The 24,709-nt window shown below is 62.9% G+C and carries 18 protein-coding genes; 12 read left to right on the forward strand and 6 right to left on the reverse strand.

What is annotated here, in order from left to right; translation table 11 throughout:
* Positions 1-33: 33 nt before the first annotated feature.
* From H0274_RS00065 to H0274_RS00085, 5 genes are all read left to right on the forward strand, one after another.
* Complete coding sequence (locus H0274_RS00065; protein WP_226791880.1) at positions 34-2,352, forward strand: TonB-dependent receptor; 2,319 nt, start codon at positions 34-36, stop codon at positions 2,350-2,352.
* Between the two features lie 120 nt (positions 2,353-2,472).
* The gene (locus tag H0274_RS00070) at positions 2,473-3,375 is read left to right on the forward strand and encodes a fumarylacetoacetate hydrolase family protein (RefSeq protein WP_226791882.1); all 903 of its coding nucleotides are present in this window, start codon (positions 2,473-2,475) and stop codon (positions 3,373-3,375) included.
* Complete coding sequence (locus H0274_RS00075; protein ID WP_226791884.1) at positions 3,372-4,328, forward strand: cupin domain-containing protein; 957 nt, start codon at positions 3,372-3,374, stop codon at positions 4,326-4,328. Before H0274_RS00070 ends, H0274_RS00075 begins: the two co-directional genes overlap by 4 nt.
* A 50-nt stretch (positions 4,329-4,378) precedes the next feature.
* A complete protein-coding gene (locus tag H0274_RS00080) occupies positions 4,379-5,575 on the forward strand; it encodes an FAD-dependent monooxygenase (RefSeq protein WP_226791886.1) in 1,197 nt (398 codons plus the stop codon).
* Positions 5,572-6,771 (forward strand): CaiB/BaiF CoA transferase family protein, encoded by a 1,200-nt coding sequence (locus H0274_RS00085; RefSeq protein ID WP_226791888.1) that lies wholly within the window; start codon positions 5,572-5,574, stop codon positions 6,769-6,771. Before H0274_RS00080 ends, H0274_RS00085 begins: the two co-directional genes overlap by 4 nt.
* A 41-nt stretch (positions 6,772-6,812) precedes the next feature.
* Here H0274_RS00085 and H0274_RS00090 read toward each other — a convergent pair whose 3' ends face one another.
* On the reverse strand, positions 6,813-7,514 hold the full coding sequence (locus tag H0274_RS00090) for an IclR family transcriptional regulator (protein WP_226791890.1): 702 nt from the start codon (positions 7,512-7,514) through the stop codon (positions 6,813-6,815).
* Between the two features lie 93 nt (positions 7,515-7,607).
* On the opposite strand from H0274_RS00090, the gene H0274_RS00095 reads away from it, so the two are divergent.
* Positions 7,608-8,567, forward strand: a complete 960-nt coding sequence (locus tag H0274_RS00095) for a hydroxymethylglutaryl-CoA lyase (protein WP_226791892.1) — start codon at positions 7,608-7,610, stop codon at positions 8,565-8,567.
* An 11-nt stretch (positions 8,568-8,578) separates the two neighbouring features.
* Positions 8,579-11,080: an aconitate hydratase AcnA gene (gene acnA, locus H0274_RS00100; RefSeq protein ID WP_226791894.1), complete on the forward strand. Its 2,502-nt coding sequence runs from the start codon at positions 8,579-8,581 to the stop codon at positions 11,078-11,080.
* 78 nt (positions 11,081-11,158) lie between these two features.
* Here acnA and H0274_RS00105 read toward each other — a convergent pair whose 3' ends face one another.
* The 3 genes from H0274_RS00105 to H0274_RS00115 form a co-directional block, all read right to left on the reverse strand.
* Positions 11,159-11,863: a UTRA domain-containing protein gene (locus tag H0274_RS00105; RefSeq protein ID WP_226791896.1), complete on the reverse strand. Its 705-nt coding sequence runs from the start codon at positions 11,861-11,863 to the stop codon at positions 11,159-11,161.
* Between the two features lie 256 nt (positions 11,864-12,119).
* Complete coding sequence (locus H0274_RS00110) at positions 12,120-14,861, reverse strand: TonB-dependent receptor (protein WP_226791898.1); 2,742 nt, start codon at positions 14,859-14,861, stop codon at positions 12,120-12,122.
* A 502-nt stretch (positions 14,862-15,363) separates the two neighbouring features.
* Positions 15,364-15,915: an HD domain-containing protein gene (locus tag H0274_RS00115; RefSeq protein WP_226791900.1), complete on the reverse strand. Its 552-nt coding sequence runs from the start codon at positions 15,913-15,915 to the stop codon at positions 15,364-15,366.
* Positions 15,916-16,058: 143 nt separating this feature from the next.
* On the opposite strand from H0274_RS00115, the gene H0274_RS00120 reads away from it, so the two are divergent.
* The 4 genes from H0274_RS00120 to phnX all read left to right on the forward strand — a co-directional run bounded on the left by H0274_RS00120 (position 16,059) and on the right by phnX (position 21,486).
* Positions 16,059-18,197, forward strand: a complete 2,139-nt coding sequence (locus H0274_RS00120) for a phosphocholine-specific phospholipase C (RefSeq protein ID WP_226791901.1) — start codon at positions 16,059-16,061, stop codon at positions 18,195-18,197.
* Positions 18,198-18,265: 68 nt separating this feature from the next.
* Entirely contained in the window at positions 18,266-19,576 is a 1,311-nt protein-coding gene (locus tag H0274_RS00125; protein WP_226791903.1) for a DUF5690 family protein, read from the forward strand.
* Positions 19,557-20,678, forward strand: a complete 1,122-nt coding sequence (locus H0274_RS00130; RefSeq protein ID WP_226791905.1) for a TIGR03364 family FAD-dependent oxidoreductase — start codon at positions 19,557-19,559, stop codon at positions 20,676-20,678. Before H0274_RS00125 ends, H0274_RS00130 begins: the two co-directional genes overlap by 20 nt.
* 10 nt (positions 20,679-20,688) lie before the next feature.
* The gene (gene phnX / locus H0274_RS00135; RefSeq protein ID WP_226791907.1) at positions 20,689-21,486 is read left to right on the forward strand and encodes a phosphonoacetaldehyde hydrolase; all 798 of its coding nucleotides are present in this window, start codon (positions 20,689-20,691) and stop codon (positions 21,484-21,486) included.
* Between the two features lie 150 nt (positions 21,487-21,636).
* Here the strand turns inward: phnX and H0274_RS00140 are convergent, their stop codons facing one another.
* Positions 21,637-22,227, reverse strand: a complete 591-nt coding sequence (locus tag H0274_RS00140; RefSeq protein ID WP_226791909.1) for a PAS domain-containing protein — start codon at positions 22,225-22,227, stop codon at positions 21,637-21,639.
* Between the two features lie 150 nt (positions 22,228-22,377).
* Between H0274_RS00140 and H0274_RS00145 the strand changes: the two genes are divergently transcribed.
* Complete coding sequence (locus H0274_RS00145) at positions 22,378-23,358, forward strand: NAD(P)/FAD-dependent oxidoreductase (RefSeq protein ID WP_226791911.1); 981 nt, start codon at positions 22,378-22,380, stop codon at positions 23,356-23,358.
* Here the strand turns inward: H0274_RS00145 and H0274_RS00150 are convergent.
* Entirely contained in the window at positions 23,325-24,701 is a 1,377-nt protein-coding gene (locus H0274_RS00150; protein WP_226791913.1) for an aspartate aminotransferase family protein, read from the reverse strand. The two genes, H0274_RS00145 and H0274_RS00150, sit on opposite strands and share 34 nt — an antisense overlap.
* Positions 24,702-24,709 lie beyond the last annotated feature (8 nt).

The following is a 24,709-nucleotide window of genomic DNA, read 5'->3' on the forward strand; positions in this document are numbered from 1 at the left end:
CAGTCCTAAGGCTGGCGCTGTTCGGGAGAATAAATGATGCGAAAGTGCGACCTCCGTTCGAAGCTGCTTGTCGGAATCGGGGCAGCAGCCTTGCTTCCCGCCTCCGCCTATGCGCAGGATGCGGAGCCGGTTGCCGCCGACAATTCCCATGATATCATCGTGACCGCCCAGTTCCGCGAGGCGACCGTGCAGGACACGGCAATCTCGCTGGAAGTGCTCTCGGCAGACAAGCTGGCCGAAGCCGGCGTTACCCAGATGACCGACCTGAACCGCATCGCTCCCGGCGTGCAGGTTACCCAGGGCGGCACGGCGCTGCAGATATTCATTCGCGGCGCGGGCGATTTCTCGACCACCTCCTATAACGATCCCGCCGTTGCGCAGAGCTTCGATGGCGTCTTCGCTGCCCGTACCCAGTGGATGGGCGGCACCTTCTTTGACCTCGAGCGTGTTGAGGTACTCAAGGGGCCGCAGGGCACCCTGTATGGCCGCAATGCCACCGGCGGTGTGCTTAACATCATCCCGGTCCAGCCCAAGCTGGGCGAGACTTCCGGCTATGTGCTGGCTGGCGTCCAGAATTACGACGGCTTCCTGGCGGAAGGCGCGGTGAACGTGCCTCTGGGCGAAAAGGCCGCCCTGCGCCTCGCCTATCAGGGTTCGTGGCGCGATGGCTACATCAGCGACGGCACTGATGACGACAAGCACCAGTCGGTCCGCGCACAGGTCAAGTTCGAGCCCACGCCCGATGTGACCCTGCGCCTGGCGGGTAATTACCAGCATCTGGGCGGTCGCGGCCATGGTCAGGTGATCTATGCCGAAACCGCGCCGAACGGCCCGGGCATCGCCAATTCGCAGCCGATTCTGCCGGAGGACCGCTGGACGTCGATCAACGACACGTTCAATGCCCTGACCGGCCAGCTCACTGCGCCTCCGGGGCCCTATCTGATCGACACCAGCAAGGTGCGGCAGGACATCGATTCCTGGGGCATCAGCGGCCATCTCGACTGGGATCTCGGCCCTGCCACGCTGACGGTCATCCCGGCCTATCAGCGCGTGGTGAATGATAGCCAGTCCTACCCCGCGCTGAGCTATCTCTCGCTCAATCCCTATACGGGCGAGCCGACCACTTCCGATGCCCAGACGCTGGAAGTGCGCCTTGGCAATTCCGATGGCCCCGTCACCTGGGTTGTCGGTGGCTATTTCTTCAACGAAGATCAGGCGAGCCTCAACGAAGTCGCGCTCGGTCGCGCCAGCGATACCGCCTTTGTCGCCGATCTGAATACTCGCGCATATGCGGCGTTCGGTGAACTGACCTATTCGCTGACGGACAGCTTCCGCCTGACGGGTGGCCTGCGCTATACGGACGAGACCAAGTCGGTCGATGCGCATCGCTATGCCCGCAAGGGCAGCCTTGCCTGTCCGGCTGGCGGCACCGGCCCGGGCCAGAGCTGCGAATTGCTGACCTCGGGCGGTACCAATGTGCAGGGCACCTATTCCGCCAGCCGCCTGAACTACAAGGCTGGCGTTGAATTCGATGCCGGGCCGGACAGCCTGCTATATGCAACCATCAGCACCGGGTTCAAATCGGGCGGCCAGTCCAATGCCGATCTCGATCCCTACAAGCCCGAAGACGTGACTGCCTATACGATCGGCTCCAAGAACCAGTTCCTGGACCGGACGATCACGCTCAACGTCGAAGGGTTCTATTACGATTACAAGGACCGGCAGGAAAACTTCGCCTCGCTCGATCGCGGCGGCGCCCAGGTTTCTTCGCTGTTCAACGCTGGCAAGGCAATCGCCAAGGGCGGTAGTGTGGAACTGGCATGGGATCCCACGCCGAACGATTCTTTCCGCGTCACGGCGGAATATGTCGATAGCGAATACAAGGATTTCAGCTATCGCACCTATCGTGCGGCCAATCCCGATGCGCGCACGGCCTGCGTCGTTACTCCGGTTCAGGGAGGCAATGCGCAGGTCGGTTACTGGCAGGTCAATTGCGATGGGTTCCAGCTTCCGCGCACACCCAACTGGGCCGGCTCGGTCAGCTACAACCATACGTTCGATCTCGCTAATGGTGCGCGGATCGATTTCTCGCCCAACATGACCTTCGCCAGCTCGCGCTGGCTGTCGGCCGAGATCGTCGAGAATGCGCGGGCCAAGGGTTATGCTGTGTTCAACGCCAGCCTGACCTACCGCACGGCTGACGACAACCTCTCCGTGCAGGCCTTCGTCCGCAATATCGGGAACGAGGCGGTCTACACCGGCGCGCAGCAGGCTCCGTTCATCAACAACTATGAAGGCCTCGATATCCAGGCGCCGCGTACCTTCGGTGTGCGGGTGCGTTACGGCTTCTAGGGTTCTCCCCCGGCGGCGGGAGAGGCAGCGCGAAAGCGCCGGCTCTTCCCGCCGTCCCTCGGGGCGGAGCCTCATAAATAAATAGAACAATGTTTCATCAAGAAGAATGGTGGGTTCGGCATGCGCTTGGCACGATTTGATGGCGGCAAGATTGGGCTGGTGGTGGATGGCGGCGTCATCGACGTTTCCGACATTGCCGGCGCTTCGCCCGAGGCATGGCCCGACACGGCGCCGCTGCGCCTGATCCGCGATTTCGAAAGGCACCGGCCCGCGCTCGAAGCGGCCATGCGCGAGCGCGCGCCGGTGCCGCTGGCCGATGTGCGGCTGGAAACTCCGGTTCCCTGGCCGAACAAGGTGATTGCCTATCCGGTGAACTATCATGCCCACGGGCAGGAAATGGGCGCCAGCTACCGCGCAAAGAACCAGGGTTTCTTCCTGAAGCCCAGTTCTTCGGTCAGCGGGCCGAACGATCCTGTGGAACTGCCTTCCGTACCGGGGCGCGAAGTCCATCACGAGGCGGAACTGGGCATCATCATCGGCAAGGAATGCCGCAGCCTGCCGCGCGAACGCTGGCACGAGGCGGTGTTTGGCTATGCCTGCCTGCTCGACATGGTCGTGCGCGGGCGGGAAGAACGCGTGTTCCGCAAGGCCTACGATACGTTCTGCCCGGTCGGCCCGTGGATCGTGACCGCCGACGAGGTCGAACATCCCGATGCGCTTTCGATGAAGCTGTGGGTGAACGGCGAACTGCGCCAGGCGGCCAATACGCGCGATCTGGTGCTGGATATTCCCGGCATGATCGCGACGGCCTCTGCCGTCATGACGCTCTATCCGGGTGACATCATTGCCACCGGCACGCCCGAAGGCGTCGGGGCGGTGCAGGATGGCGACACCATCCGCATCGTGATCGAAGGCGTGGGCGAAATGAACGTGCCCGTCGTGCAGGGCAGTCGCGGCATGACCGAGGTGTTCGCAGAACCCTACGTGCCCCCGATCGTGAAGCAGGAGCTCACCGCAAAATGAGCGCCGCCGCCGATCTGGAGGCGCTCTACGCCTCGTTCTCCGATCTCAACATGGAGGGCGGCTGGCATCGCAAGGTGCCCGCATTGTGGCCCGAACCGCGCGCCAATTTCCTGCCCCATATCTGGCATTACGCCGATGTCCGGCCGATCCTCGACCGGGCGGGCGAGCTGGTGGACACCGAATTCGCCGAACGTCGCAACCTGACCATGTTCAACCCGGTGGAAGGGAACATCTATTCCACCGTGCGGACGCTGGTGGCGGCCTATCAGATGGTGAAGCCGGGCGAAGTCGCCCGCGCGCATCGCCACACGCCCAACGCCCTGCGCCTGATCCTGGAAGGTCACGGCACCTATACGGTGGTTAATGGCAAGCAGGTGGAGATGCGCCCCGGCGACGTGCTGCTGACGCCTAACTGGGCATGGCACTCGCATGAAAATCTCGGCAGCGAGAATTGCTACTGGATGGATTTCCTGGATGTGCCGCTGGTGCATCTGCTGGAGCCGATGTTCTACCAGCCCCATCCCGAGGGGGTGGAAGCGTCGCCCGAACGGGTCGAGAGCGCGCCCATCGCCTTTCGCGCGGAAGATATCGACCGCGATCTGGCCAGGGCCGCACCCGATCCCGCGCAAGGCGGGCTTAGGGCGATCACGCTCGGCCCGGCGGAGCTGGCATCCATCGCGCTCGACGTGATCGGGCTCGATCCCGGCCAGACGGGCGGCGAAGTCCGCGAGACCAGCAATGCGATCTATGCCGTGATGGCCGGTGATGGGGCCATCGAGATAGACGGCCAGCGCATTGCCTGGGCCTTCGGCGACACCATCGCCGTGCCCGCATGGCGTGCCCATTCGCTTTCGGCGGGGCCGAAGGGAGCGAAGCTCCTCAAGGTTTCCGACCGTCCCCTGATGAAAAAGCTCGGATGGTACCGCCGCGTCGGTGCCGGTGAAGCGGCGTGACCGCCTCCGCTTCCCCCTTGCTCGCCCCCCAAACAAGTCTGGAGTAATTTATGGCCGATAAGCCTCGCATCACAATCGCCGGCGGTGGAATTGGCGGCATGGCTGCCGCGCTTTCGCTGCTGCGGCGCGGCTATCCCGTGCAGGTGTTCGAACAGGCGCCTGAACTGGGCGAAGTGGGCGCCGGGGTGCAGATCAGCCCCAATGGCTCCCGCGCGCTGGATTCGCTGGGCGTGTTCGAAGCGCTGCGCGCGCAATCCTGCGCCCCCAAACGCAAGGAATTCCGCCTGTGGAACACTGGCCGCGCCTGGCCCATGTTCGATCTCGGGCCCGTGGCGCTCGAGAAATATGGCTATCCATATCTCACCGTCTTCCGTCCGGACCTGCTGGCTACCTTGTATGACGCCGTGCGCGCAATCGATCCGAATGCCGTGCATCTTGGCTGCGAAGTCGTGGATGCCGAAGCGGATGACGATAGCGCCGTACTGGTGCTCAAGGACGGGCGACGCATCGAAAGCGACGTATTGATCGGCGCTGACGGCGTAAAATCCAATGTGCGCAAGAACCTGTTCGGCGACGATCACACCGAATTCACCGGCATGATTGCCTGGCGCGCGGTGATCCCCATGGAGCGCCTGCCCGAGCGGTTCCACGAAATGGTCGGCTGGACCTGGATCGGGCCGGGCGGCCATCTGGTGAATTACCCGCTGCGCGGCGGCAAGCTGATGAACATGATCGGCACGATCGAGCGCAACGATTGGCAGGTCGAATCCTGGTATGCCGAAGGTTCGATCGAGGAATGCGCCAATGATTTCGCCGGCTGGCACGAGGATGTGCAGACCCTGATCCATGCGGCGCCCAAGGTGCTGAAGTGGGCCTTCATGGAACGGCCGCCACGCCAGATCTGGAGCAAGGGCCGCGCCAGCCTGCTGGGCGATGCCTGCCACGCGACGCTGCCTTTCCTGGCGCAGGGTGCGGTGATGTCGATCGAAGACGGCGTGGTGCTTGGCCGTTGCCTCGACAAATATGCTGATCCGGTAGAGGCGCTGAAGAAATACGAGCAGGCGCGGGTGGAGCGCACCAGCAAGATGGTGCGCGGGGCGAAGGATAACACGGCCCGCTTCCACGAAGCGGCGCTCAAGACCGAGGAAGGCGCTGTCGCTTATATGGAAAGCGAATGGAGCCGTGATCCGATCAAGGATCGCTACGACTGGCTCTATCGCTATGACGTGGAGACTGCCGAAATATGAGCGCGGCGCCGGCGCCCGCGCGGCAGCTGGAGGGGATCCGGGTCCTTGACCTGACCAATATCCTCTCCGGCCCCTATGCGGCATTCCAGCTCGCCCTGCTCGGTGCAGAGGTGATCAAGGTCGAACGGCCCGACGGCGGCGATCTGGCGCGCAAGCTGGGCGCCGATCCGGCGCTGAATGAACAGATGATGGGCACTTCCTTCCTCGCGCAGAATGCGGGGAAGAAGTCCGTCACGCTCGATCTCAAGAAGCCGGAGGGCAGGGAGCTGTTCCGGCGACTGGCGGCGACGGCGGATGTGCTGATCGAGAATTTCCGTCCCGGCGTGATGGACCGACTGGGGCTGGGTTATGACGTGCTGGCGCAGGATAATCCCGGCCTGATCTATTGCGCCATCACGGGCTTCGGACAGGAAGGGCCGCTCAGCGGCAATCCGGCCTACGACCAGATCATCCAGGGCTATTCCGGGGTGATGAGCATTACGGGTGATACGCAGTCAGCGCCTTTGCGCGTCGGCTATCCCTTGTGCGACACCTTGGGCGGGTTGACGGCGTCCTTTGCCATTTCCAGCTCGCTCTACGGGCGGGACCGGACGGGCAAGGGCTGTTTCATCGACGTATCGATGCTGGATGCCACGCTTTCGGCTATGGGCTGGGCAGTCTCGAACTATCTCATCGCGGGCGTCGAGCCTCGGCCACTGGGTAACCAGAATATGACGGCCGCTCCCTCGGGCACCTTCACAGCGGCGGATTGCCAGATCAATGTTGCGGCGAACAAGCAGGAGCAGTTCGAGGCACTGTGCGAAGTGATGGGCCTGGCCGAACTGCTGGAAGATCCGCGCTTTGCCGAACGCGAGGCGCGGAAGCGCCATCGGGAGGAATTGAACGCCATCCTCAATGGGGTGTTCGCCACAAGGCCGGGCGCGGAATGGGAGGATTTACTCAACCACGCGAATATTCCCGCTGGGCGCATCCTTACCATCCCGCAAATTCTCGATCATCCGCAAACCCGGCAGCGCAATTTCCTGCAGGAAACCGGCGGGATTACCGTGGCCCGCAGCGGTTTCCTGATGGCTGATGCCCAGCCTTCCGCCGCCTGCCCGCCGCCGCGCCTTGGCGAACATAGCGGCGAAATACTCGGCTCGCTGGGTGTGGACGAAGCAGAACTGGAACGGCTGCGGGACGCCGGTGTCGTGTAATGGCGCCGTCTGACCGGCAGGGGGCTGCAAGCCCCGGTGCGTCAAGCGCCCCGGAACAGCCCCGGCTGCGCCCCCAGCATTCGCGAGAGCGTGACGACCTGCTCGGCCAGGATCGGCCCGAGTTCGGCAACCTTGGCTTCGCTGAAGCGCGAGATGGGGCCGGAAAGAGTGATGACGCCCACCAGATTGTTGCCCTGCCCGAAGACAGGCGCGGCCAGTGCGGCCATTTCCGGCGTGACCGTGCCGAAGGAGCCGACCACCAGATCATCGAGCGCGTAGGGCCCGGGGGTGTTTTCGAACTTGAGGAAGGCAGTGGCCGAAGCGCCCTTGTCCAGCGGGCGACGGTCGCCGAGACGGATCGTGTAGTCGCGGATCGTCTGGTTCCCGTCCACGCGGAACAGGCACATCTGCATTTCGGCATGGCGGATGAAGAAGCTCGCCCCCTCGCCGGTTTCGGCCACCAGCCGTTCAAGCGTGGGATGGACGAACTGCCGCAGATCGAAGGAATCCTGATAGATGCTGGCCAGTTCCAGCAGGCCGGGGCCCAACTGGTAGCTGCCATCGGCGCGCTGGACTACGAAATAGGATTTCTCCAGCGAACCCAGCAGGCGCAGGATCGTGCTCTTGTAGAGCCCCGTTGTGCGCGAGAGTTCCGCCAGCGTCATGACCGGTCGCTGGTGCGTGAATGCCTGCATGATCGCAAAGGCACGGTCCACCGCCGCTACGCCGCCCTTGGAATTCATACTACTACTCCCCGCTTCAAATACGAACCATCGTTCTGTCATGTAGAACGGTGAGTTTTCTTGTCAATAAGGCTTTGCAGGAAATTCGACCGTATGACCCAGCTCCCCGACCGCGTATTCATCAAGGAAGAAGGCCCTCGCGAGGGTTTCCAGATCGAAGGCGGCGATATTCCCACCGCTCGCAAGATTGAATTGATCGACGCCCTCTCGCAGACCGGGCTCAGTCATATCCAGATCGTGTCCTTCGTAAACCCTTCTCTGGTGCCAGGCATGGCCGATGCCGAGCAGGTGGTGGCCGGTTTCACGCCGCAGCCGGGGGTGGCCTATGCCGGGCTTTGGCTTAACGCCCGGGGGCTGGAACGCGCGATTGCGACCGGGCGGCTGGCGCTGGACGGCAAGCTGACGCTCTATGCCTCCGATGCGTTCCTCAAGCGCAATCAGAACCGCACGCCCGATCAGCAACTGGCTGCTCAGCCGGAACTGATCCGCATGTATCGCGATCACGCCATTCCGGTGCGCACCGGCTTTGTCACTGCCGCTTTCGGTTGCAACTTCGCCGGCGATGTGGCGCCCGCGCGTGTGGTTGAACTGGTCGGCCAGTTGCTCGACATTGCGGCGGCACAAGGCGAGGTGCTGGAGATCGTCGGGCTGGGCGATACGATGGCCTGGGCCACGCCGGAGCGCATTCGCCGCGTGGTGGGCATGGTGCGCGATGCCTATCCGCAGTTGGAACTTTCGCTCCATTTGCACGACACACGCGGGCTGGGCCTCGCCAACGCCTATGCCGGGCTGCAGATGGGCGTCCGCCATTTCGACGCTGCCGTGGCCGGGCTGGGAGGGTGTCCCTTCGCCGCGCACAAGGGCGCGGCGGGCAATATCTGCACCGAAGATTTCGTGCTGATGTGTGAGGAAATGGGCATTGCCACCGGGGTCGATCTGGAACGGCTGATAGAATGCGCGTTGCTGGCCGAGGATATCGTGGGCCACCCGCTGCCCGGCAAGGTCAAGCAAGGCGGCACTCTGGCACGGCTGCGTGGCAGGATCGCGGGCTGAGGCACGACGTGATGGAACGCACACTTCCGACTGCCTGGAGCAGGCTGGACGATACGATGCAGAACCGGCTGGTCGCCCTGCCGCGGTCCTTGCGGCTGATGCTGGAAAACGCACTGGGCCACGGCGCCGGGCCGGAAGTGGCGGAAGGCTTTGTCGCCTGGCTTGAAGGCCGGGGGGAAGGCCTTACCGTGCCGTTCGCCCCCACGCGCATCCTGATGCAGGATACGGCCGGCGTCGCCGCGCTGGTCGATCTTGCTGCCCTGCGGGACCGCGCGGCGCGAAGCGGGGCGAGCGTGGATGCCAGCGTGCCGGTTGATCTGGTGATCGACCATTCGGTGAAGGTCGATTTCAGCGGCACGCCCGATGCCGCGGAGCGCAACATCGCCCTTGAGTTCCAGCGCAACGGGGCGCGTTACGGCTTCTTCAAATGGGCAGAACGGGCCTTCGCCTCGCTGCGGGTGGTGCCGCCGGGAAATGGCATCTGCCACCAGATCAATCTGGAGCGCCTTTCCGCCATTGCCCGTCCGGCAGCAGATGGCAGCGGCCTGATCCTGCCCGAAGTGGTGATCGGCACGGACAGTCACACCACGATGATCAATGCGCTGGGTATTCTGGGTTGGGGCGTGGGCGGGATTGAGGTGGAAGTCGCGGCCCTGGGCCAGCTGACGGACATTCCCATCCCCCCGGTCACGCAGCTGGTGCTGGAAGGCGCGCCGGTTCCGGGCGTCAGCGCAACCGATGTGGCGCTGTCGCTCACCGCCTTCCTGCGCGGGCAGCAGGTGGTGGACCAGATCGTCGAATTCACCGGGCCGGGCGCTGCTGGGCTCAGCCTGCCGGACCGGGCCGCCATCGCCAATATGTGCCCCGAATATGGGGCCACCGCCGGGCTGTTCGCAGTGGATGCGGAAACGCTGCGCTATCTCGGCGCCATGGGCCGCAGCCGGGAGGAATTGGCGCTATACGAAACCTATGCCCGTCAAAGCGGCCTGTGGGCGGAATACCAGACCGAGCGCCACTATAGCCGCACTCTGCATTTCGACCTGTCCGGCGTGGTGCCGGTGATGGCGGGCCCTGCTCGCCCGCAGGACATCATGCCCCTGCCGCAGGTCCCGGCCAGCCTGCCCGCGCGCGACGGTAACGCCGATGGCGCTGTTCTGATTGCGGCGATCACCAGTTGTACCAACACTGCCAATCCCGTGTTGATGCTGGAGGCGGGGCTGCTCGCCCGTCGTGCGGTCGAGCTTGGCCTGCGCCCGCCCCCCTGGGTCAAGACAAGCCTCGCGCCCGGATCGCGATCCATGGCCGATCTGCTGCGCCGCGCTGGCCTGTTGCCTTATCTGGAGCAGATCGGCTTTTCGGTGGTCGGTTTCGGCTGCACCACATGTGTGGGCAATTCGGGCGAGCTCATGCCCGAGGCGCTCACCATGCTGGAAGCTGATCCGGCGCTGGTGGGGGCGGCAGTCCTTTCCGGAAATCGCAACTTCCCCAACCGCATTCATCCGCGCGTACGGGCGAATTACCTCGCCTCGCCGCCGCTGGTAGTCGCTGCCGCACTGGCGGGCAGGGTGACGGTTGATCTTGCCTCCGCGCCGATTGGCACAAATGCGCAGGGCCGTGATGTATTCCTCGCAGACCTGTGGCCCACGCCCGGCGAGGCGGCGGGCATTCTTGCGCAATTGGAGCGGGAAGGGCTGCCCGCCGCGCCGCTCGGCAATGCACATTGGGATGGCCTGCCCGCACCCCATGGCGATCTGTTCGCTTGGAAGGAGCGCTCGCTCATCATCCGCCGCCCGCCTTTCTTCGATGATCCGGCCACGCCGCCAGAACCTGCGATCCGCGATGCCGCCGTTCTGCTGTGGCTGGGAGACAGCATTACGACCGATCACATCTCTCCCATCGGCGCGATCGCGGCGGATTCACCTGCCGCGCGCTGGCTGCGCGAGCATGGCTGGCAGCGCGCCGATCATGGCGGCTATGGCGATTTTCGCGGCAATCACGAAGTGATGCTGCGCGGCACGTTCGACAATCGGCGGCTGGTGAACCGGCTCGCATCGGGCGAGGGCAATCGCGCGCTCGGTGCCGACGGGATCGAGACGAGCATTTATGACGCTGCCCAGTCCCATCTGGCCGAAGGGCGGGCGATGGTCGTCTGGGCGGGCGAGGCCTATGGCTGCGGCTCCGCGCGAGACTGGGCGGCCAAGGGCACTGCCCTGCTGGGCATCCGCGCCGTGATCGCCCGCAGTTTCGAACGCATTCACCGCAACAATCTGATCGCCATGGGTGTGCTGCCGATCCGGCTGGACAGCACCGAGGAACCGGCGCTGAGCGCGGCGAGCCTGGTGACTGTGCATGGGCTGGAGCAGGCCGGCATCCACGCCCCTCTGCGCATCGAAGTGACCGGCCCGGGCGGCGGCCATTTTACGGGCACTGCCCAGCTTGCCACGGCGCAGGATGTGGCAGTGTTTCACGCAGGCGGCATTCCAAGGATGTTGGCAGGGGCCTATCCGGGGTGAGATGTTGAGGGGCCGCCCTCACTTTGGGTTCACTCACACTTAGCCCCGACCACGCAAGGGCGGAGCCATTATCCAAGCCTAGCTTACATCCAGATCCACATGGATGCGGATGGCGTCGTGGCGCCAGTATTCCTGATCATATTCCACCACGCGGCCAGCCTCGTCGAAGCAGGTGCGGACTACCAGCAGGCCCGGCGTGCCAGCTTTCACGCCCAGTTCGTCCGCCGCACTTTTCACCAGCGCGCAGGGGCGCATGCTGACGCGGTTGCGGGCGACCGAAAGTCCGTAATTCTGGCTGAGGATCTGGGTGAGCGACCCGTCGAGCGAGCGATCGCACAGGCCGGGGGCCAGCTTGGGGTCCACCGTGATCCGCTCCACCAACACAGGCCGCCCGTCGATCGAGCGGCGACGGGTGATTACATAAAGGCGCGTTCCGGGGGCTACACGGAAGATATCCGCGATGGCCGGCAGGGCGGGTAGTTCTTCGGTAGAGAGTGTCTCTGTAGAGGGCGTACGCCCCTGTTCAGCCACATAGCTCATGAAGCTCGCCCAGCGGGTGGGATCATATGTGACCGGCGGGGGAGAGACATACCAGCCGCTGCGATCGCGCCGGTAGATCAGCCCTTCGGCTTCAAGCTGGAACAATGCCTCGCGGATAGTGCCGCGCGCCGCGCCATTATCGGTCTGCATTCGCCGTTCGGATGGCAGGCGGGAGCCGGGCGGCAGTTTGCCCAGCTCGATCCCTTCCGCGATCTGATCCCTCAGGGCGAGATATTGCGGCATTGGCGCAGCAACGGTTCGGGACGCGGCCTTGCTCCGGCTTTCGAGATTCGGGCTGGAAGTCTGGTCAGACCGTGACGGCATAGGGGGGCGGGCTTTCGCTAATCTGACCGGCAGGTGGCAGCCGGCGATGCCCGGGATAATCGAGGTGAGCGAAAGAGCCAAGACAAGAGGCGGACGGGAGCACGAGGGGGACCATCCCCGGCTTCCGCCCGCCCGGTGCGCGGGACGGCAGGCCCCGCTATTGTCGATCAAACGATCAGTAGGTGTAGCTCAGGCGCGCCAGAATGGTGCGGCCCGGCTCCATATAATCCTTCTGATAGGAAGGATTGTCGCCCTTGGTAGTGTAATATTTCCAGTCGTTCAGCAGATTGCCCACGTCGAAATCAAGCGCGAGATTTCTGGTGAAATTGTAGCGCGTGTGCAGGTCTACGCTGCGATTGTGCTGCACCCATTTGTCCACCGCATTGTCGCGCAGGTCTTCGATGAACTTGCCGCGATAATTATAGGACAGCTTCGCTTCGAACCCGTATTTCTGGAAAGTCAGCGCGACGTTGTAGAGTACGTGGGGCGTGTTCACGAGGCGCATCTTGTCGCCCGCGCGATAGTCCAGCCCGCTTTCGGCTTCACTGTGCTGCAGCGTCAGATTGCCTTCGAAACCGAAGCCGTCGAACGGTGCGGGGAGACCGTCGAAGCCCTTGATGAGGTTCATTTCCACGCCATAGACCGTTGCCGTCTCACCATTTTTCGGCTGAGTGATTTCGATCGTGCCGATGGTGGTGTTGGCGTCCACCTGGTTACCGTTGGTAAAGATGAAGTCCGTGATGTGCTTGTAATAGCCCGAGACCGAGACGATGCTCGACCGATCGGGGTAGATTTCCAGCGAAAGGTCGGCGTTATAGGCCTTGGCCGGCTTCAGGTCCGGATTGCCCCGGCTGATCGCGATGATTTCCTTGGTAGTCTCGTCACGCGTGATCGACTGGCCGGCCGAGACATTCCCATATTCCGGCGGTGAATAGCCGGTCCACAGGGCGCCGCGAATGGCTACCTTGTCGTTCGGGCGATAGGTGGCGGTGATGCTGGGCAGCACGATGGTGGATTTGCTGCTCGAACTGCCCAAGCCGCTATTGTCGCCATCATCGACCCAGAAGATGTTGTGAATGTCGCGATGTTCCACGCGGGCGCCGGTGATCAGTTTCACTTCATCCCACTTGAATGCGGCTAGGGCATAGGCGGAATAGACGCTTTCCGTTCCGCGCTTGTCGTCGCGCAACAGGTCTTCCTCGCTGACGCTGTGGGGGTTGGCGGCTTCTGCGGCGTGGATCGCGGCAATCACGGCGTCGCGGCTGAACACGTCGCCATAATAATACTGACCTCGCAGCATGCTGGTGACTTCCTTGTCTACCAGGCCCGATTTATCGAGGTTCAGGCCATCGAGCGGAGTGCCGGAGAAGTCACCGTCCCAGATCGGCGTATTGTCATATTCACGCTTGGAGCGCAGCCATTTGGCGCCCACCTGGAGATAATCCAGCGCGCCGCCGACATCGTAGCGCGCATCGAGCTTCGCGGCGAAGCGGCTGTCCGTTTGCTTGGAACGCGAATGGCTGGCGCCGTCAAAGGGCAGCAGCGAACTGTCCGTTTCTACCGGCACGGCATAGGCGGGCAGGCTGGCATGGGGGAAGCGCGGATCGTTGGAAACCCAGTCGATGCCGGTGGCGTTCAGCGGATAGGCGCATTTGTCGCAATTATAGCCGATCGAATAGCTGTCGGGGTTCTCGCGCGCGCCGCCCGAATAGCTGGCGCTGTAGTTCAACGTCAGTGCGCCCAGCTTGCTCTTGCCGCCGAACTCTACCGTGCCGAGCGTCTGGGTGGTGTCGATGGTGGAGAAACTGCGGGCGAACTGGAAGGCCTTCGGATCCCACACGCCGGAACGGCCGTTGAGCGACCAATATTGGCTGGCGGAACGGTCCGCATCGGTGATCTTGCCGTCCTGGTCTGTGTCGACGATCTGGGCGGTGGTGTAGCCATAGATATTGCCCAGCGCATCGTCGTGCCCGATGACCATGTCTTCGGGCTGGCGCAGGCTGGTGTCTTCAAGATTTACCTGCGTCAGGCGGGGGGTGGGGCGATTGCGATAATCGGTATAATCATTGGTGCCGACCAGCTCCTGCCGGGCATATTGGCCGCGCAGGTAAAGCTCCGTGGTGTCGCCGCGATAATCGAAGGAGAAATTGCCGCCATAACGGGTCTGTTTCACGCGGCGATAGTCGAGGTCGATGCCGGGCAGGTGCATGTTTTCTTCCGAGATCGCCTCTTCGGAATTCTTGCGCCAGATATGCGGTTCCCACTCGCCGTCATTCTCGGATTCCTGGCCATTGCCATGAGAAACGCCGTAATTGGCGGAGATGAAAACGCCGAAGCGATCATCGGCAAAGCGATGCGCGAAATCGGCCTGACCCTGATAGATCGCGGCGTCCTCCCCGGCTGAATCGGCCTGGCCATTGATGCCACCATTGGCATAGAGGCGCACGGTCGTGGGCTTGGCAAAGTCGAAGGCGGTGGGGGTGCGGAAATCGATGATGCCCGCGATGGCGTCGCCTTCCTGATCGGGGGTGATCGTCTTGGTCACGCGGATGGCGGCGAGACCGTTGGGCGGCAAGACGCTGAGCGAAACGTCGCGGCTGCCGGGATCGGTCTGGGCGACGCGCACGCCGTTCACCGTGACGGCATTATAAGTGCCGGAGAAACCGCGAATGGTCACATATTCGCCTTCGCCGGTGTCCTGGTTCACCACCACGTTGACGCCGGGAAGGCGCGCTAGCGCATCGGCCACGTTGGCGTCGGGCAGCTTGCCCAGATCGTCGGCCGAAACCTCGTCGATTACAGTCGCCGCATCCTTCTTGGCAGCGATCGCGCTTTCGACGCTCAGTTTCTGGCCAGTCACCACGATGTCGGAGGCGTTCGCATCTGCAGCATGGGCGGCAGTGCCAGCGGCGAGCAATGCCAGGAGGCCGGCAGAATAGAAAAGAGACCGTTTCAGAGCACGGCAAGAGACAGGATGTTCCATGTTAGCCCTCATGTTTCCCGAATAAAATATATAAAACAGGTATTTAATGCAGGTTGGGGGCGTGCGGCATCGCCTGCGGAACTTCATTCCGCACACGATCTCCCCCCGGTTCCCCTGCGCGGCGAGTCGCTGTCGTCGCTAATCTGGTATAGGCCAGATTGAATTACACGCGCGTGACAGTGCAGGGTGAGGGGTGAAAAATCCTTCTTTCAAGATCTCATAATATTGAAAAATAATTATAATTGTATGCTGCATTGCAAAAAAGAATTGTCCCGGTCGCCACGGCGTAAGGGTGGCGTAGAGCGCCCATGGCAAAAACCCGCCCAGCGCGATGTGGCGCGGGGCGGGTGGCAAATTCTGGGCACAGTAGGGTTGCAGCACTCCCCCCTTGGAGGCGCAAGGCCCGGGCGTGCCGTGCAGTGCCTTCGCGCTAAGCTCAGGCGGTAACGGATTCCTCCCGGAGAAGGGATCCAAGCAGGTCGCGATAGGCTTCCAGAGGGGGAACGATCCAGTTCGGACGCTTGCCGGAATCGTCGAAATGCCGCAGCAATATGGCCTGTTCGAAGAATGGATGGGCGCGGAAGGCGGCGGTTTCCTCGTCGTTCATCCGCCCGCCCTGAAGGCGCAGGCTCAATAGCGAGGCGCCACTCAATCCCTCTTCATAATCCGGCTGCACGGCACAGAGATAGCGCTTGGCATCCACGTGTAGTCTTACCGGTTCGGTCACTTCCGGCCCGAAGCTACGAGCCAGGAAGGCCGCTCCGGTGATCTCGTGCCGCGCGTCGAGATTGAGCTTTTCCGCCGCATTCCCAGCATCGTCTAGGAACTGGCCGATATCGTGGAGTAGAGAAGCGGCGACCAGACTGGGTTCGCAACCGTGATCCTGCGCCAGCTTGGCGCATTGCAGCGCGTGCTGCAGCTGGTTTGCATTCTCGCCGTAATGCTCGCCGCCGAACGTGTCGAACAGGGAGAAAATGGAATCGATCATCGGTCTGCAACCGCCTCGTGCATTTGCGGACAAGCCGGCTGAAGGTGGGATCGCTCCAGGGTCCGGATTGACGCAAGATTGTAGCTTTTGGACTATACCAAAAATGCTCCATCCACGTAGCGCAAGGTCAGGAGCAAGGAAAGATGATTCGCAGTTCGCGTCGGCGATTTCTCGGAATGACTGGAGGCGCGGCGATTGCCTCGCTCTATCCGAACCTGATCGAACGTGCGCTTGCCATCCCCGCCCGGCGACGCAGCGGAACCCTGCAGGATATCGACCACATCGTGGTCCACATGCAGGAAAACCGGTCGTTCGATCACTATTTCGGCATGCTCAACGGAGTGCGCGGGCTGGGTGATCCGCGCCCCCTCAGGCTGCCCGGTGGCCGCAGCGTCTGGGCCCAGCCTTCAGCCCAGCATCCGGACGGTTTCGTGCTGCCCTATCATGGGGATTCGAAGACGACCCGGTCGTTCAAGGTTGATGGCGCTGACCAGTCCCATCAGGAAAACATGGTGATCTTCAACCGCGGCCGGTACGATCGCTGGGGCCATACCGAGGAACTGCACGACAGGATGCTCCATTACGGCGCAGGCGATCTGCCATTCTATTATGCGCTGGCGGACGCGTTCACGGTGTGTGACGCCTATCACTGCTCCACCATGACCCAGACCTATCCGAACCGCCTTCATCTGTTCAGCGGGTGCAATGGCGGTGGCACGGTTGGGCGCGATCCGCAGATGCACAATTACGGCGAGGACGAGACGCCCAGCGCCGATATGCGGGAGGATCATCCGCTCGATCCGGACGCTTACACATGGAAGGCCTATGCTGAGCGGCTGCAGGATGCCGGGATCAGCTGGAAGGTCTATCAGGAATATGACAATTACGGCGACAATCTGCTGTCTGTCTTTCCTGCTTTTCGACCCTGCCCGCCGGATTCGGAACTCTATCGGCGAGGGCGCTCCTGGGTCAGTGAACACAAGGAAGGCCCGGATCGCACGCGGTCCGATGGGGAGCAGCTTGTCGAAGCGTTTCGTGCCGATATCGAGTCCGGCAATTTGCCCCAGATCAGCTGGATCGTCACGGCAGCCGACCTTTCAGAACATCCCCAGGCGGAACCCGCCAAAGGGGAGCATGTTACGGCTGGCCTGATTGCCGCGCTGGTGGACAATCCGGAGGTTTTCGCCCGGACGGCGTTCATCCTCAATTATGACGAAGCCGGCGGTTTCTTCGATCATATGCCGCCGCCAGTACCGCCGGTTGGCGACTACCTGGGGCACAGCACAGTACCGATTGACGGGGAAACCAAACTTTGGGGCCCTGACGCCGAGAAGGTCCAGGGCCCGCATCCCATCGGGTTGGGTATTCGTACGCCGACAATCGTGGTGTCTCCCTGGAGCCGGGGCGGCTTTGTCTGCTCCCAATTGTTCGATCACACCTCCGTGCTGCGGCTGATGGAAGAGCGGTTCGGTGTGAAAGAGCCGAATATCAGCGATTGGCGGCGTGCCGTTTGCGGGGATCTCACCTCGGTGTTCGATTTTGCCAATCCGGACGACCGCGTGGAGCAGATCGCTCTGCCTGACACGGCAGACTTCAAGGAACGCGTTGCCCTTTCTTTGGCTGGCACTGCCAATGCCATACCCGCAGTCCAGCAGCCGGCGCGCCAGATGGAAGGCCGCCGCCCCCATCGTCCCTTGCCCTATCGCTTTGCCGCGCAGGACCGGGTTGGGCCGGATGGGCGCCTGCGGGTTGAGCTGGTGAACGATGGGCCGGTGGGCGTGACTTTCACCGTGCATGACAATCTCGACCGCTTGGAGCCGAGCCATTTCACTATCGGCGCGGGTGATCGCCACGTGACGGAAGACTGGCAGGAATCAGCCATTCAGGCCGCCTACGACCTCACCCTGCGCGGGCCGAACGGCTATTGGCGGCGCTATGCCGGGGGGGCAGGAGCTGCCCTTGCCGAAGCAATACTTGAGGAGGACCGGCAAATGCAGGCGGTCCGGCTCCAGCTTGCCAATAATGGTGAAAATCCGCTGGTTTTCCTGATCGAGATGGCGCCCGACTATGTCGGCAAGGGACCAGCAAGGCGCGAGGTGGCGTTGGCTCCGGGCAAATCCTCCAGCCTGGCCCTGGCGCTCGATGCCACGCAGGGGTGGTACGATTTCACTGTGACATCTCCTGGCGCGGAAGGGTTCCTGCGCCGCTTTGCGGGCAAAGTGGATAATGGCGCGCCCGGCCTTACCGACCCCGGAATCGGGACGCTGCGAACGACGGTCTGAGCATTGTTGCCGTCATGAAACTGAAGTGAAACTGGCCTAGACCAGATTCACTTCAGTTTCAGCCGACGGTGATTTCTTTGATCCATCCCGCTTCGCCTCCCTCCGGGTCAAACCCCGGACGCAAGGCCGCGCTCATTCTGGGCGGCATCGCCGCCTTCAGCGCCTATTTCGCCATGTACGCTTTTCGCAAACCCTTCGCGGCGGCTACCTTTGCCGATCATGCGAGCATTTTGGGCGGGCTGGATTACAAGACTGTACTGCTGATTGCGCAGGTACTGGGTTATGCGCTTTCAAAGCTGATCGGCATTCGGGTTATCGCCGAGTTCGGACGGCGCGGGCGGGCACTGGCCATTTTGGGGCTGATCGTCACCTCCTGGGTGGCACTGCTGCTTTTCGCAATCATCCCCGCGCCGTGGAACGTCGCCTGCATGTTCCTGAATGGCCTGCCGCTGGGCATGATCTGGGGGCTGGTGTTCAGCTATGTGGAAGGGCGCCGCGTTTCCGAAGTGTTGGGCGCGGTCCTGTGCGCCAGCTTCATCATCTCCTCCGGCGCGGTGAAGTCGGTTGCCGTGCTGGTGATGGAATGGGGTGTGGGCGAGGAATGGATGCCCGCGGTCACCGGCGCGCTGTTTTTCCCCTTGCTCCTCGTTTCGCTCGTTCTGCTGGAACGTATGCCGGCGCCCGACGCTCGTGACGAGGCGGAGCGCACGGCGCGCGTGCCGATGCTGAAGAAGGATCGTGTGGCCTTCCTGCGCAACTATGGCGTGGCGATGGTTTTGCTCGTTTCCGGTTATGTGTTGCTGACGGCGATGCGGGATTTCCGTGATAATTTCGCCGCTGAATTGTGGACTGCGATGGGTTATGGCGGGGATGCCGCCGTCTTTTCCGCCAGCGAGCTGCCGGTAGCGGCGGTAGCCTTGGTGGCGCTCGGCGCGCTGATGCTCATCCGCGATAATATGCGCGCCCTGCTTGCCATGCATGCGATCATCTTCGCGGGCGCACTGCTGCTGGGCGCCGCGACGCTGGCTTTTCAGATGGGGCTGCTGGGCCCGCTATCCTATATGATCCTCACCGGGGCGGGGCTCTATTTCGCCTATACGCCGTTCAACGCGATGCTGTTCGACCGGATGATCGCCGCGATCGGCCATGCGGGCAATGCGGGTTTCCTGATCTATATCGCGGATAGCTCCGGCTATGTCGGCAGCGTTGCACTGCTGCTCTATCGCAGCTTCGGTGCAGCGAAGATGGACTGGCTGCCGTTCTACATTGATTGCGCATATTGGGTGGCGGGCGCCGTGGCGCTGCTTACGCTCTGTTCCGCGCTCTATTTCCACCTGCGTCTGGGAAAAAGGCATGCCCATGTCCTCGCCGCAGCCTGATCTGATCGTCGTCGGCGCGGGGATTGTCGGCCTCGCTCATGCGCTTACTGCAGCGCGCAGGGGCTTGCATGTGCAGGTGGTGGATCGCGATGCGCAAGCCAATGGCGCCTCGATCCGGAATTTCGGCTTCGTTACCGTCACGGGGCAGCAGCGCGGGAAGGTTTGGAACCTTGCACGGCGCAGTGCGGCCATCTGGCGGGAGATTGCTCCCAAGGCGGGTATTGCCATCGAACAGGAAGGGCTCCTGCTGGCCGCCCGCAGGCCCGAAGCAGTGGATGTGATCGAAGCCTTCGCGGAAACAGAGATGGCTGAAGGCTGCCGCTTGCTGACGCCTGCCCAGGCAAGGGCGCATTGCCCGGAACTGAGGGGCGAACTGGGCGGGGCCCTTCTGTCCTCAGCCGATCTCCGGGTGGAATCGCGCACTGCCATTCCCTTGCTCGCCCGATGGCTTGAGGAGGAACTGGGCGTGGATATCCGGCGCGGCGCGGCCGTGAGCCGGATCGAGCCGGGGCTTGTCCTGCTCGCCGATGGAACGCAATTGACCGCCCCGCACATCATCGCCTGTCCGGGTGACGATTGGGCGGGTCTGTTCCCTGCCACATATGCAGAGGAAGGAATTACCCGCTGCCAGTTGCAGATGCTGCGCCTCGCTCCGCCGGGCTGGCGGCTGCCTAACCCGGTGATGAGCGATCTCAGCATGGTGCGCTATCTCGGCTACAGCGAATTATGCGCCACCGGCCCCCTGCGCCGCCGCCTTGCGCGGGAGGCCGGGGTAGAGTTGGATCAGGGCATTCACCTGATCGCGGTGCAGAGCGCGGATGGCTCTCTGGTGGTCGGAGACAGCCATGTCTACGCCCCTACGCCTGCCCCCTTTGCCGATGCCGCGATCGATGAACTGATGCTGCGCCAGTTCGCCGAATTGTTCGGCCAGGCCCCGCCCGTGATCCAGCGCTGGACCGGGACTTACGCCAGCGGGCCGGAGCATAGCATCGTGCGTCAGCCCATGCCGGGTGTGGGGTTGGTGGTGGTCACCAGCGGCACAGGGGCCTCCACCTCCTTCGCTCTGGCTGAAAACGCACTCTCCTCGTTTCTTGAAGACTGAAAGGCTTTCCATGCAGGCAAATATCCCACCCGCGCTCAAGGCAGTGATCTTCGACTGGGCGGGCACGATGATCGATTTCGGCAGCCGCGCGCCGGTGATGGCTCTGGTCAAACTGTTCGAGGAACAGGGCGTGCCGATTACCGCGGCGGAAGCCCATGAGGATATGGGCCGCGCCAAGTGGGATCACATCGCCTGCCTGCTGGCCAAGCCGCGCATCGCAGCCGCCTGGGAAGCCGCCAAGGGAGCGCTGCCTCAGCATGAGGATGCCCTGCGCCTGTTCGATAAGATCGGCCCGGCCATGATCGCGGCCGCCCGTGAATGCGCGGTGTTGATCCCCGGAGCCGCCGATGTCGCGCGTGATCTGCGGCAGGCAGGCGTCAAGCTGGGTTCCTGCACGGGCTACACGCGGGAGATGATGGACGAGATCCTGCCGCTCGCCGCCGATCAGGGTTATGTCCCCGACTGCCTGGTCTGCGCGGGGGAAACGGCGGAGGGCCGGCCGTCGCCCTTGATGGCCTGGAAGAACCTCGTCGAACTGGGCGCATGGCCCGCCAGTGCCTGCGTGAAGGTGGATGATACCGAAGTCGGCATAGCCGAAGGGCGCGCCGCAGGGCTGTGGACCGTTGGCGTGGCGGCCAGTGGCAATGCGATCGGCCTCACACCGGAGGAACTCGCGGCTCTGGACCCTGCGGAGCGGGAGGCTCTGCTCGCCGGGGCACGGGACAAGTTGCTTGCCGCCGGCGCTCATGTGGTGATCGACAGTGTGGCTGACCTGCCGGGCGCGCTGGAGAAGTTGCCGCTGGGCTGAGCACGGCGTCATTCGTGATTGGGGGAAGGTAGGCGGGCCTCGCCGGGAAAAGGGGGATAAGTGGCGAGGCCCTTTCGTTGATGAAAGTGATTTAGCAGAGTCTTATGCAGAGGCTATCTGCCCTTTAGGGCAGGCCTGCTGATGTTCGGGTCAGAACCCCGCTTCCACTGCCAGGCGGATTGCATCGGCGCTGGTCTTCACGTCGAGCGCCTTGAGCAGGGCGGCGCGGTGCATCTTCACCGTGCGCTCGCTCAGATCCAGGGCATAGGCGATCTGTTTGTTGAGCTTGCCGGCGGACATCATCGCAAGGATTTCCCGCTGGCGGCCGGTAAGGGCGGCAATCTTCTCGCGCGCCGCGTCGCTCCGTTCCGCGCTCGAAAGCCCGGTGGCGCTGACCACTTCCATCTGCGAACCAAGGAAATATTCCAATTCGCCCGCATCGTCGAAAATCGGAGCTACCATCACCGCATTACGGAACGGCGTGCCATCTTTCTTGTAATTGAGGATTTCGACCATGACCGGCTGTTTCCGGCTAATGCCGTCCCGCAGCATCTGCGTCAGTTCAGGCTCGGTATCCGGCCCGCTCAAGAAGCGGCAATTGCGGCCCACGATCTCCTCGCGCGCAAAGCCGGTCAGCCGCACGAAAGCCTCGTTGCAGGCGATGATCGGATTGTCTGGCTGACGCGGATCGCTGATGACTGCGGCAGTTGGGCTGGCGTCTATTATGTCATGTATTGCCATGGTATGAAGTTAGCATCTCCGGGGCCAAGGGCAAGGACTGCCCTTTCGGCCATGTTGGCGCGAGCGAGCCGGAGGCGCAACCGTCCTCCTGCCCATGAGAGTCGCCCCTGCCTTCCATCCTTCCCGTTTCAATTCGGCTGGAGTCCGGCAGTGAGAGTGGGGATCGTCGGCGCGGGTATGGCCGGTTTGGCCTGCGCGGGTTTGCTGGTTGAGCAGGGCCATGCGGTCCAGTTGTTCGACAAGGGACGCGGTCCCGGCGGGCGCATGTCTTCCCGGCGAATGGAGACGCCTGCCGGTATCGCGATCTTTGATCATGGCGCGCAGTATTTCACCGCGCGCGATCCCGGTTTCGCCAGTCAGGTTGGTGAGTGGGAGGCTGCAGGCGTGGTGGCGCGCTGGCCCGACGCGCGCGATGATGCCTGGGTGGGCGTTCCGGCTATGAATGCCATTCCCAGGCACATGGCTTATGGCCTGAATATAGTCAGCAATGCTCATGTGCGGGGGATCGCGCGAGGGGCAGATGGCTGGCATCTCGCTTGCGAACAGGGTGGCGAGGGGCAATTCGATGCGCTGGTCATTGCTTTGCCGGCAGAGCAGGCTGCGCCGCTGCTGGGCCTCTATTGCCTGGACATGGCGCGCATCGCGGTTCGGGTACTCTCCGCGCCCTGCTGGGCGGCCATGCTTACCTTTGAAGGGCAGGTGGACTGCTCCGCCGTCATTCGGGACAACGGCATCGTTGCGTGGGCGGCGCGGAATAATTCCAAGGCTGGGAGGGCCGGGCCGGAGGCATGGACAATCCATGCAACTCCCGAATGGTCACGCACGCATCTGGAAGAAAGTCCGGAATGGGTCGCGCAGGCGCTGTCCAACGCTTTCCTTGGCGCATCCGGGGCCGATCGCCCTCCTCTAGCCGCTATCGCCCATCGCTGGCGTTTTGCGCTGTCGGGCACTGCCGGGCGGGAGGCACTGTGGGACAGTGCCTCCCGGCTGGGCGTCTGCGGGGACTGGCTGATCGGACCCCGTGTGGAGGCGGCCTGGCTCTCGGGCCGCCGCCTGGCGCAGATCATCCTTTCGGATGGCGCCAGCAGCCTGTGCGATCAGCCGATGGCGCGCAGTTCGGGCGTTGCCTGATCGAGCGAGGCCTCGATGATCGTCACCAGATCATCGATCTGCTGATGAGAAATCGTCAGCGGCGGGCACATCACGATCGTATCGCGGATGCCGCGAACCATCAGGCCATTGGCGATGCAGTGATCGCGCACGATCGGTCCGGCGGTACCTTCCTTGCCGCCGAAACGCTCATTCGTGCCTTTCTTGCTGACGATCTCTACCGCGCCAAGCAAGCCGATGGAGCGTGCTTCTCCAACCAGAGGATGATCGTCGAGCCGCTTCAGCGCCTTCGCCAGATAGGGGCCGGTATCGTCGCGCGTGCGGGATACCAGTCCTTCCCGTTCGATGATGTCGATATTGCGCAGGGCAACGGCAGCGCAGACCGGATGGCCGGAATAGGTGAAGCCATGGACGAAATCGCCCCCGGTCTTGAGCACTTCCACAATGTCGCTGGAAACCGCCGTGGCGCTGATCGGCAGATAGCCGGAGGATAGTCCTTTGGCCATTGGCACCAGATCGGGCGTAAAGCCCAGCGTCTGGTGGCCGAACCATTCCCCGGTGCGGCCGAAGCCGCAGATCACTTCATCCGCCACCAGCAGGATGCCATATTTCCGGCAGATCGCCTCCACTTCCTGCCAATAGCCTTCGGGCGGAATGACGACGCCGCCCGCGCCCTGAACCGGCTCCCCGATAAATGCGGCGACATTTTCCGGCCCGACTTCGAGGATGCGCTCCTCAATGGCGGCGGCGCAAAGTTTGCCGAATTCGCGCTTGTCCATGCCGAAGCCTTCGCCGAACCAGTAAGGCTGGCGAACATGCTCGATACCGGGGATGGGCAGATCGCCCTGTTCATGCATGAATTTCATGCCGCCCAGGCTGACCCCGGCCACGGTTGAGCCGTGATAGGCGTTCCAGCGGCTGATGAAGATCTTGCGCTTGGGCTCGCCCTTCAGCTTCCAATAATGGCGGACCATGCGGAACACGGTGTCATTGGCTTCGGAACCCGAGCCATTGAAGAATATGTGCTGCAGCTTGCCGCCCGTCAGCCCGGCAATACGGTGCGCCAGCAACACGGTGGCCGGCGTCGCGGTTTTGAAGAAGGTATTATAGAAGGGCAGTTCGCGCATCTGTTCGGCGGCGACTTCCACCAGTTCCTCGCGCCCATAACCGACATTGACGCACCATAGCCCGGCCATGCCGTCCAGAATGCGGTTTCCGTCACCATCGTGGATGTAGCAGCCCTCCGCATGGGTCACGATGCGGCTGCCGCCGATATCCTCGATCAGCTTGTAGTCCTGCTGGGCTGGCAAATGGTGCGCCACGTCCAGGCGCTTGAGTTCGGCAATATCGTAATTGCGGGGCATGTCTGTTC

The organism is Fulverythrobacter ferritrahens, assembly GCF_020539485.1.
Taxonomy (GTDB): domain Bacteria; phylum Pseudomonadota; class Alphaproteobacteria; order Sphingomonadales; family Sphingomonadaceae; genus Andeanibacterium; species Andeanibacterium ferritrahens.

What these genes read in the sequence shown, in the direction of transcription:
- H0274_RS00065 (WP_226791880.1), top strand. Translation starts at nt 34, where the DNA reads ATGATGCGAAAGTGCGACCTCCGTTCGAAGCTGCTTGTCGGAATCGGG.
- H0274_RS00070 (WP_226791882.1), top strand. Translation starts at nt 2,473, where the DNA reads ATGCGCTTGGCACGATTTGATGGCGGCAAGATTGGGCTGGTGGTGGAT.
- H0274_RS00075 (WP_226791884.1), top strand. Translation starts at nt 3,372, where the DNA reads ATGAGCGCCGCCGCCGATCTGGAGGCGCTCTACGCCTCGTTCTCCGAT.
- H0274_RS00080 (WP_226791886.1), top strand. Translation starts at nt 4,379, where the DNA reads ATGGCCGATAAGCCTCGCATCACAATCGCCGGCGGTGGAATTGGCGGC.
- H0274_RS00085 (WP_226791888.1), top strand. Translation starts at nt 5,572, where the DNA reads ATGAGCGCGGCGCCGGCGCCCGCGCGGCAGCTGGAGGGGATCCGGGTC.
- H0274_RS00090 (WP_226791890.1), bottom strand. Translation starts at nt 7,514, where the DNA reads ATGAATTCCAAGGGCGGCGTAGCGGCGGTGGACCGTGCCTTTGCGATC.
- H0274_RS00095 (WP_226791892.1), top strand. Translation starts at nt 7,608, where the DNA reads ATGACCCAGCTCCCCGACCGCGTATTCATCAAGGAAGAAGGCCCTCGC.
- acnA (WP_226791894.1), top strand. Translation starts at nt 8,579, where the DNA reads ATGGAACGCACACTTCCGACTGCCTGGAGCAGGCTGGACGATACGATG.
- H0274_RS00105 (WP_226791896.1), bottom strand. Translation starts at nt 11,863, where the DNA reads ATGCCGCAATATCTCGCCCTGAGGGATCAGATCGCGGAAGGGATCGAG.
- H0274_RS00115 (WP_226791900.1), bottom strand. Translation starts at nt 15,915, where the DNA reads ATGATCGATTCCATTTTCTCCCTGTTCGACACGTTCGGCGGCGAGCAT.
- H0274_RS00120 (WP_226791901.1), top strand. Translation starts at nt 16,059, where the DNA reads ATGATTCGCAGTTCGCGTCGGCGATTTCTCGGAATGACTGGAGGCGCG.
- H0274_RS00130 (WP_226791905.1), top strand. Translation starts at nt 19,557, where the DNA reads ATGTCCTCGCCGCAGCCTGATCTGATCGTCGTCGGCGCGGGGATTGTC.
- phnX (WP_226791907.1), top strand. Translation starts at nt 20,689, where the DNA reads ATGCAGGCAAATATCCCACCCGCGCTCAAGGCAGTGATCTTCGACTGG.
- H0274_RS00140 (WP_226791909.1), bottom strand. Translation starts at nt 22,227, where the DNA reads ATGGCAATACATGACATAATAGACGCCAGCCCAACTGCCGCAGTCATC.
- H0274_RS00150 (WP_226791913.1), bottom strand. Translation starts at nt 24,701, where the DNA reads ATGCCCCGCAATTACGATATTGCCGAACTCAAGCGCCTGGACGTGGCG.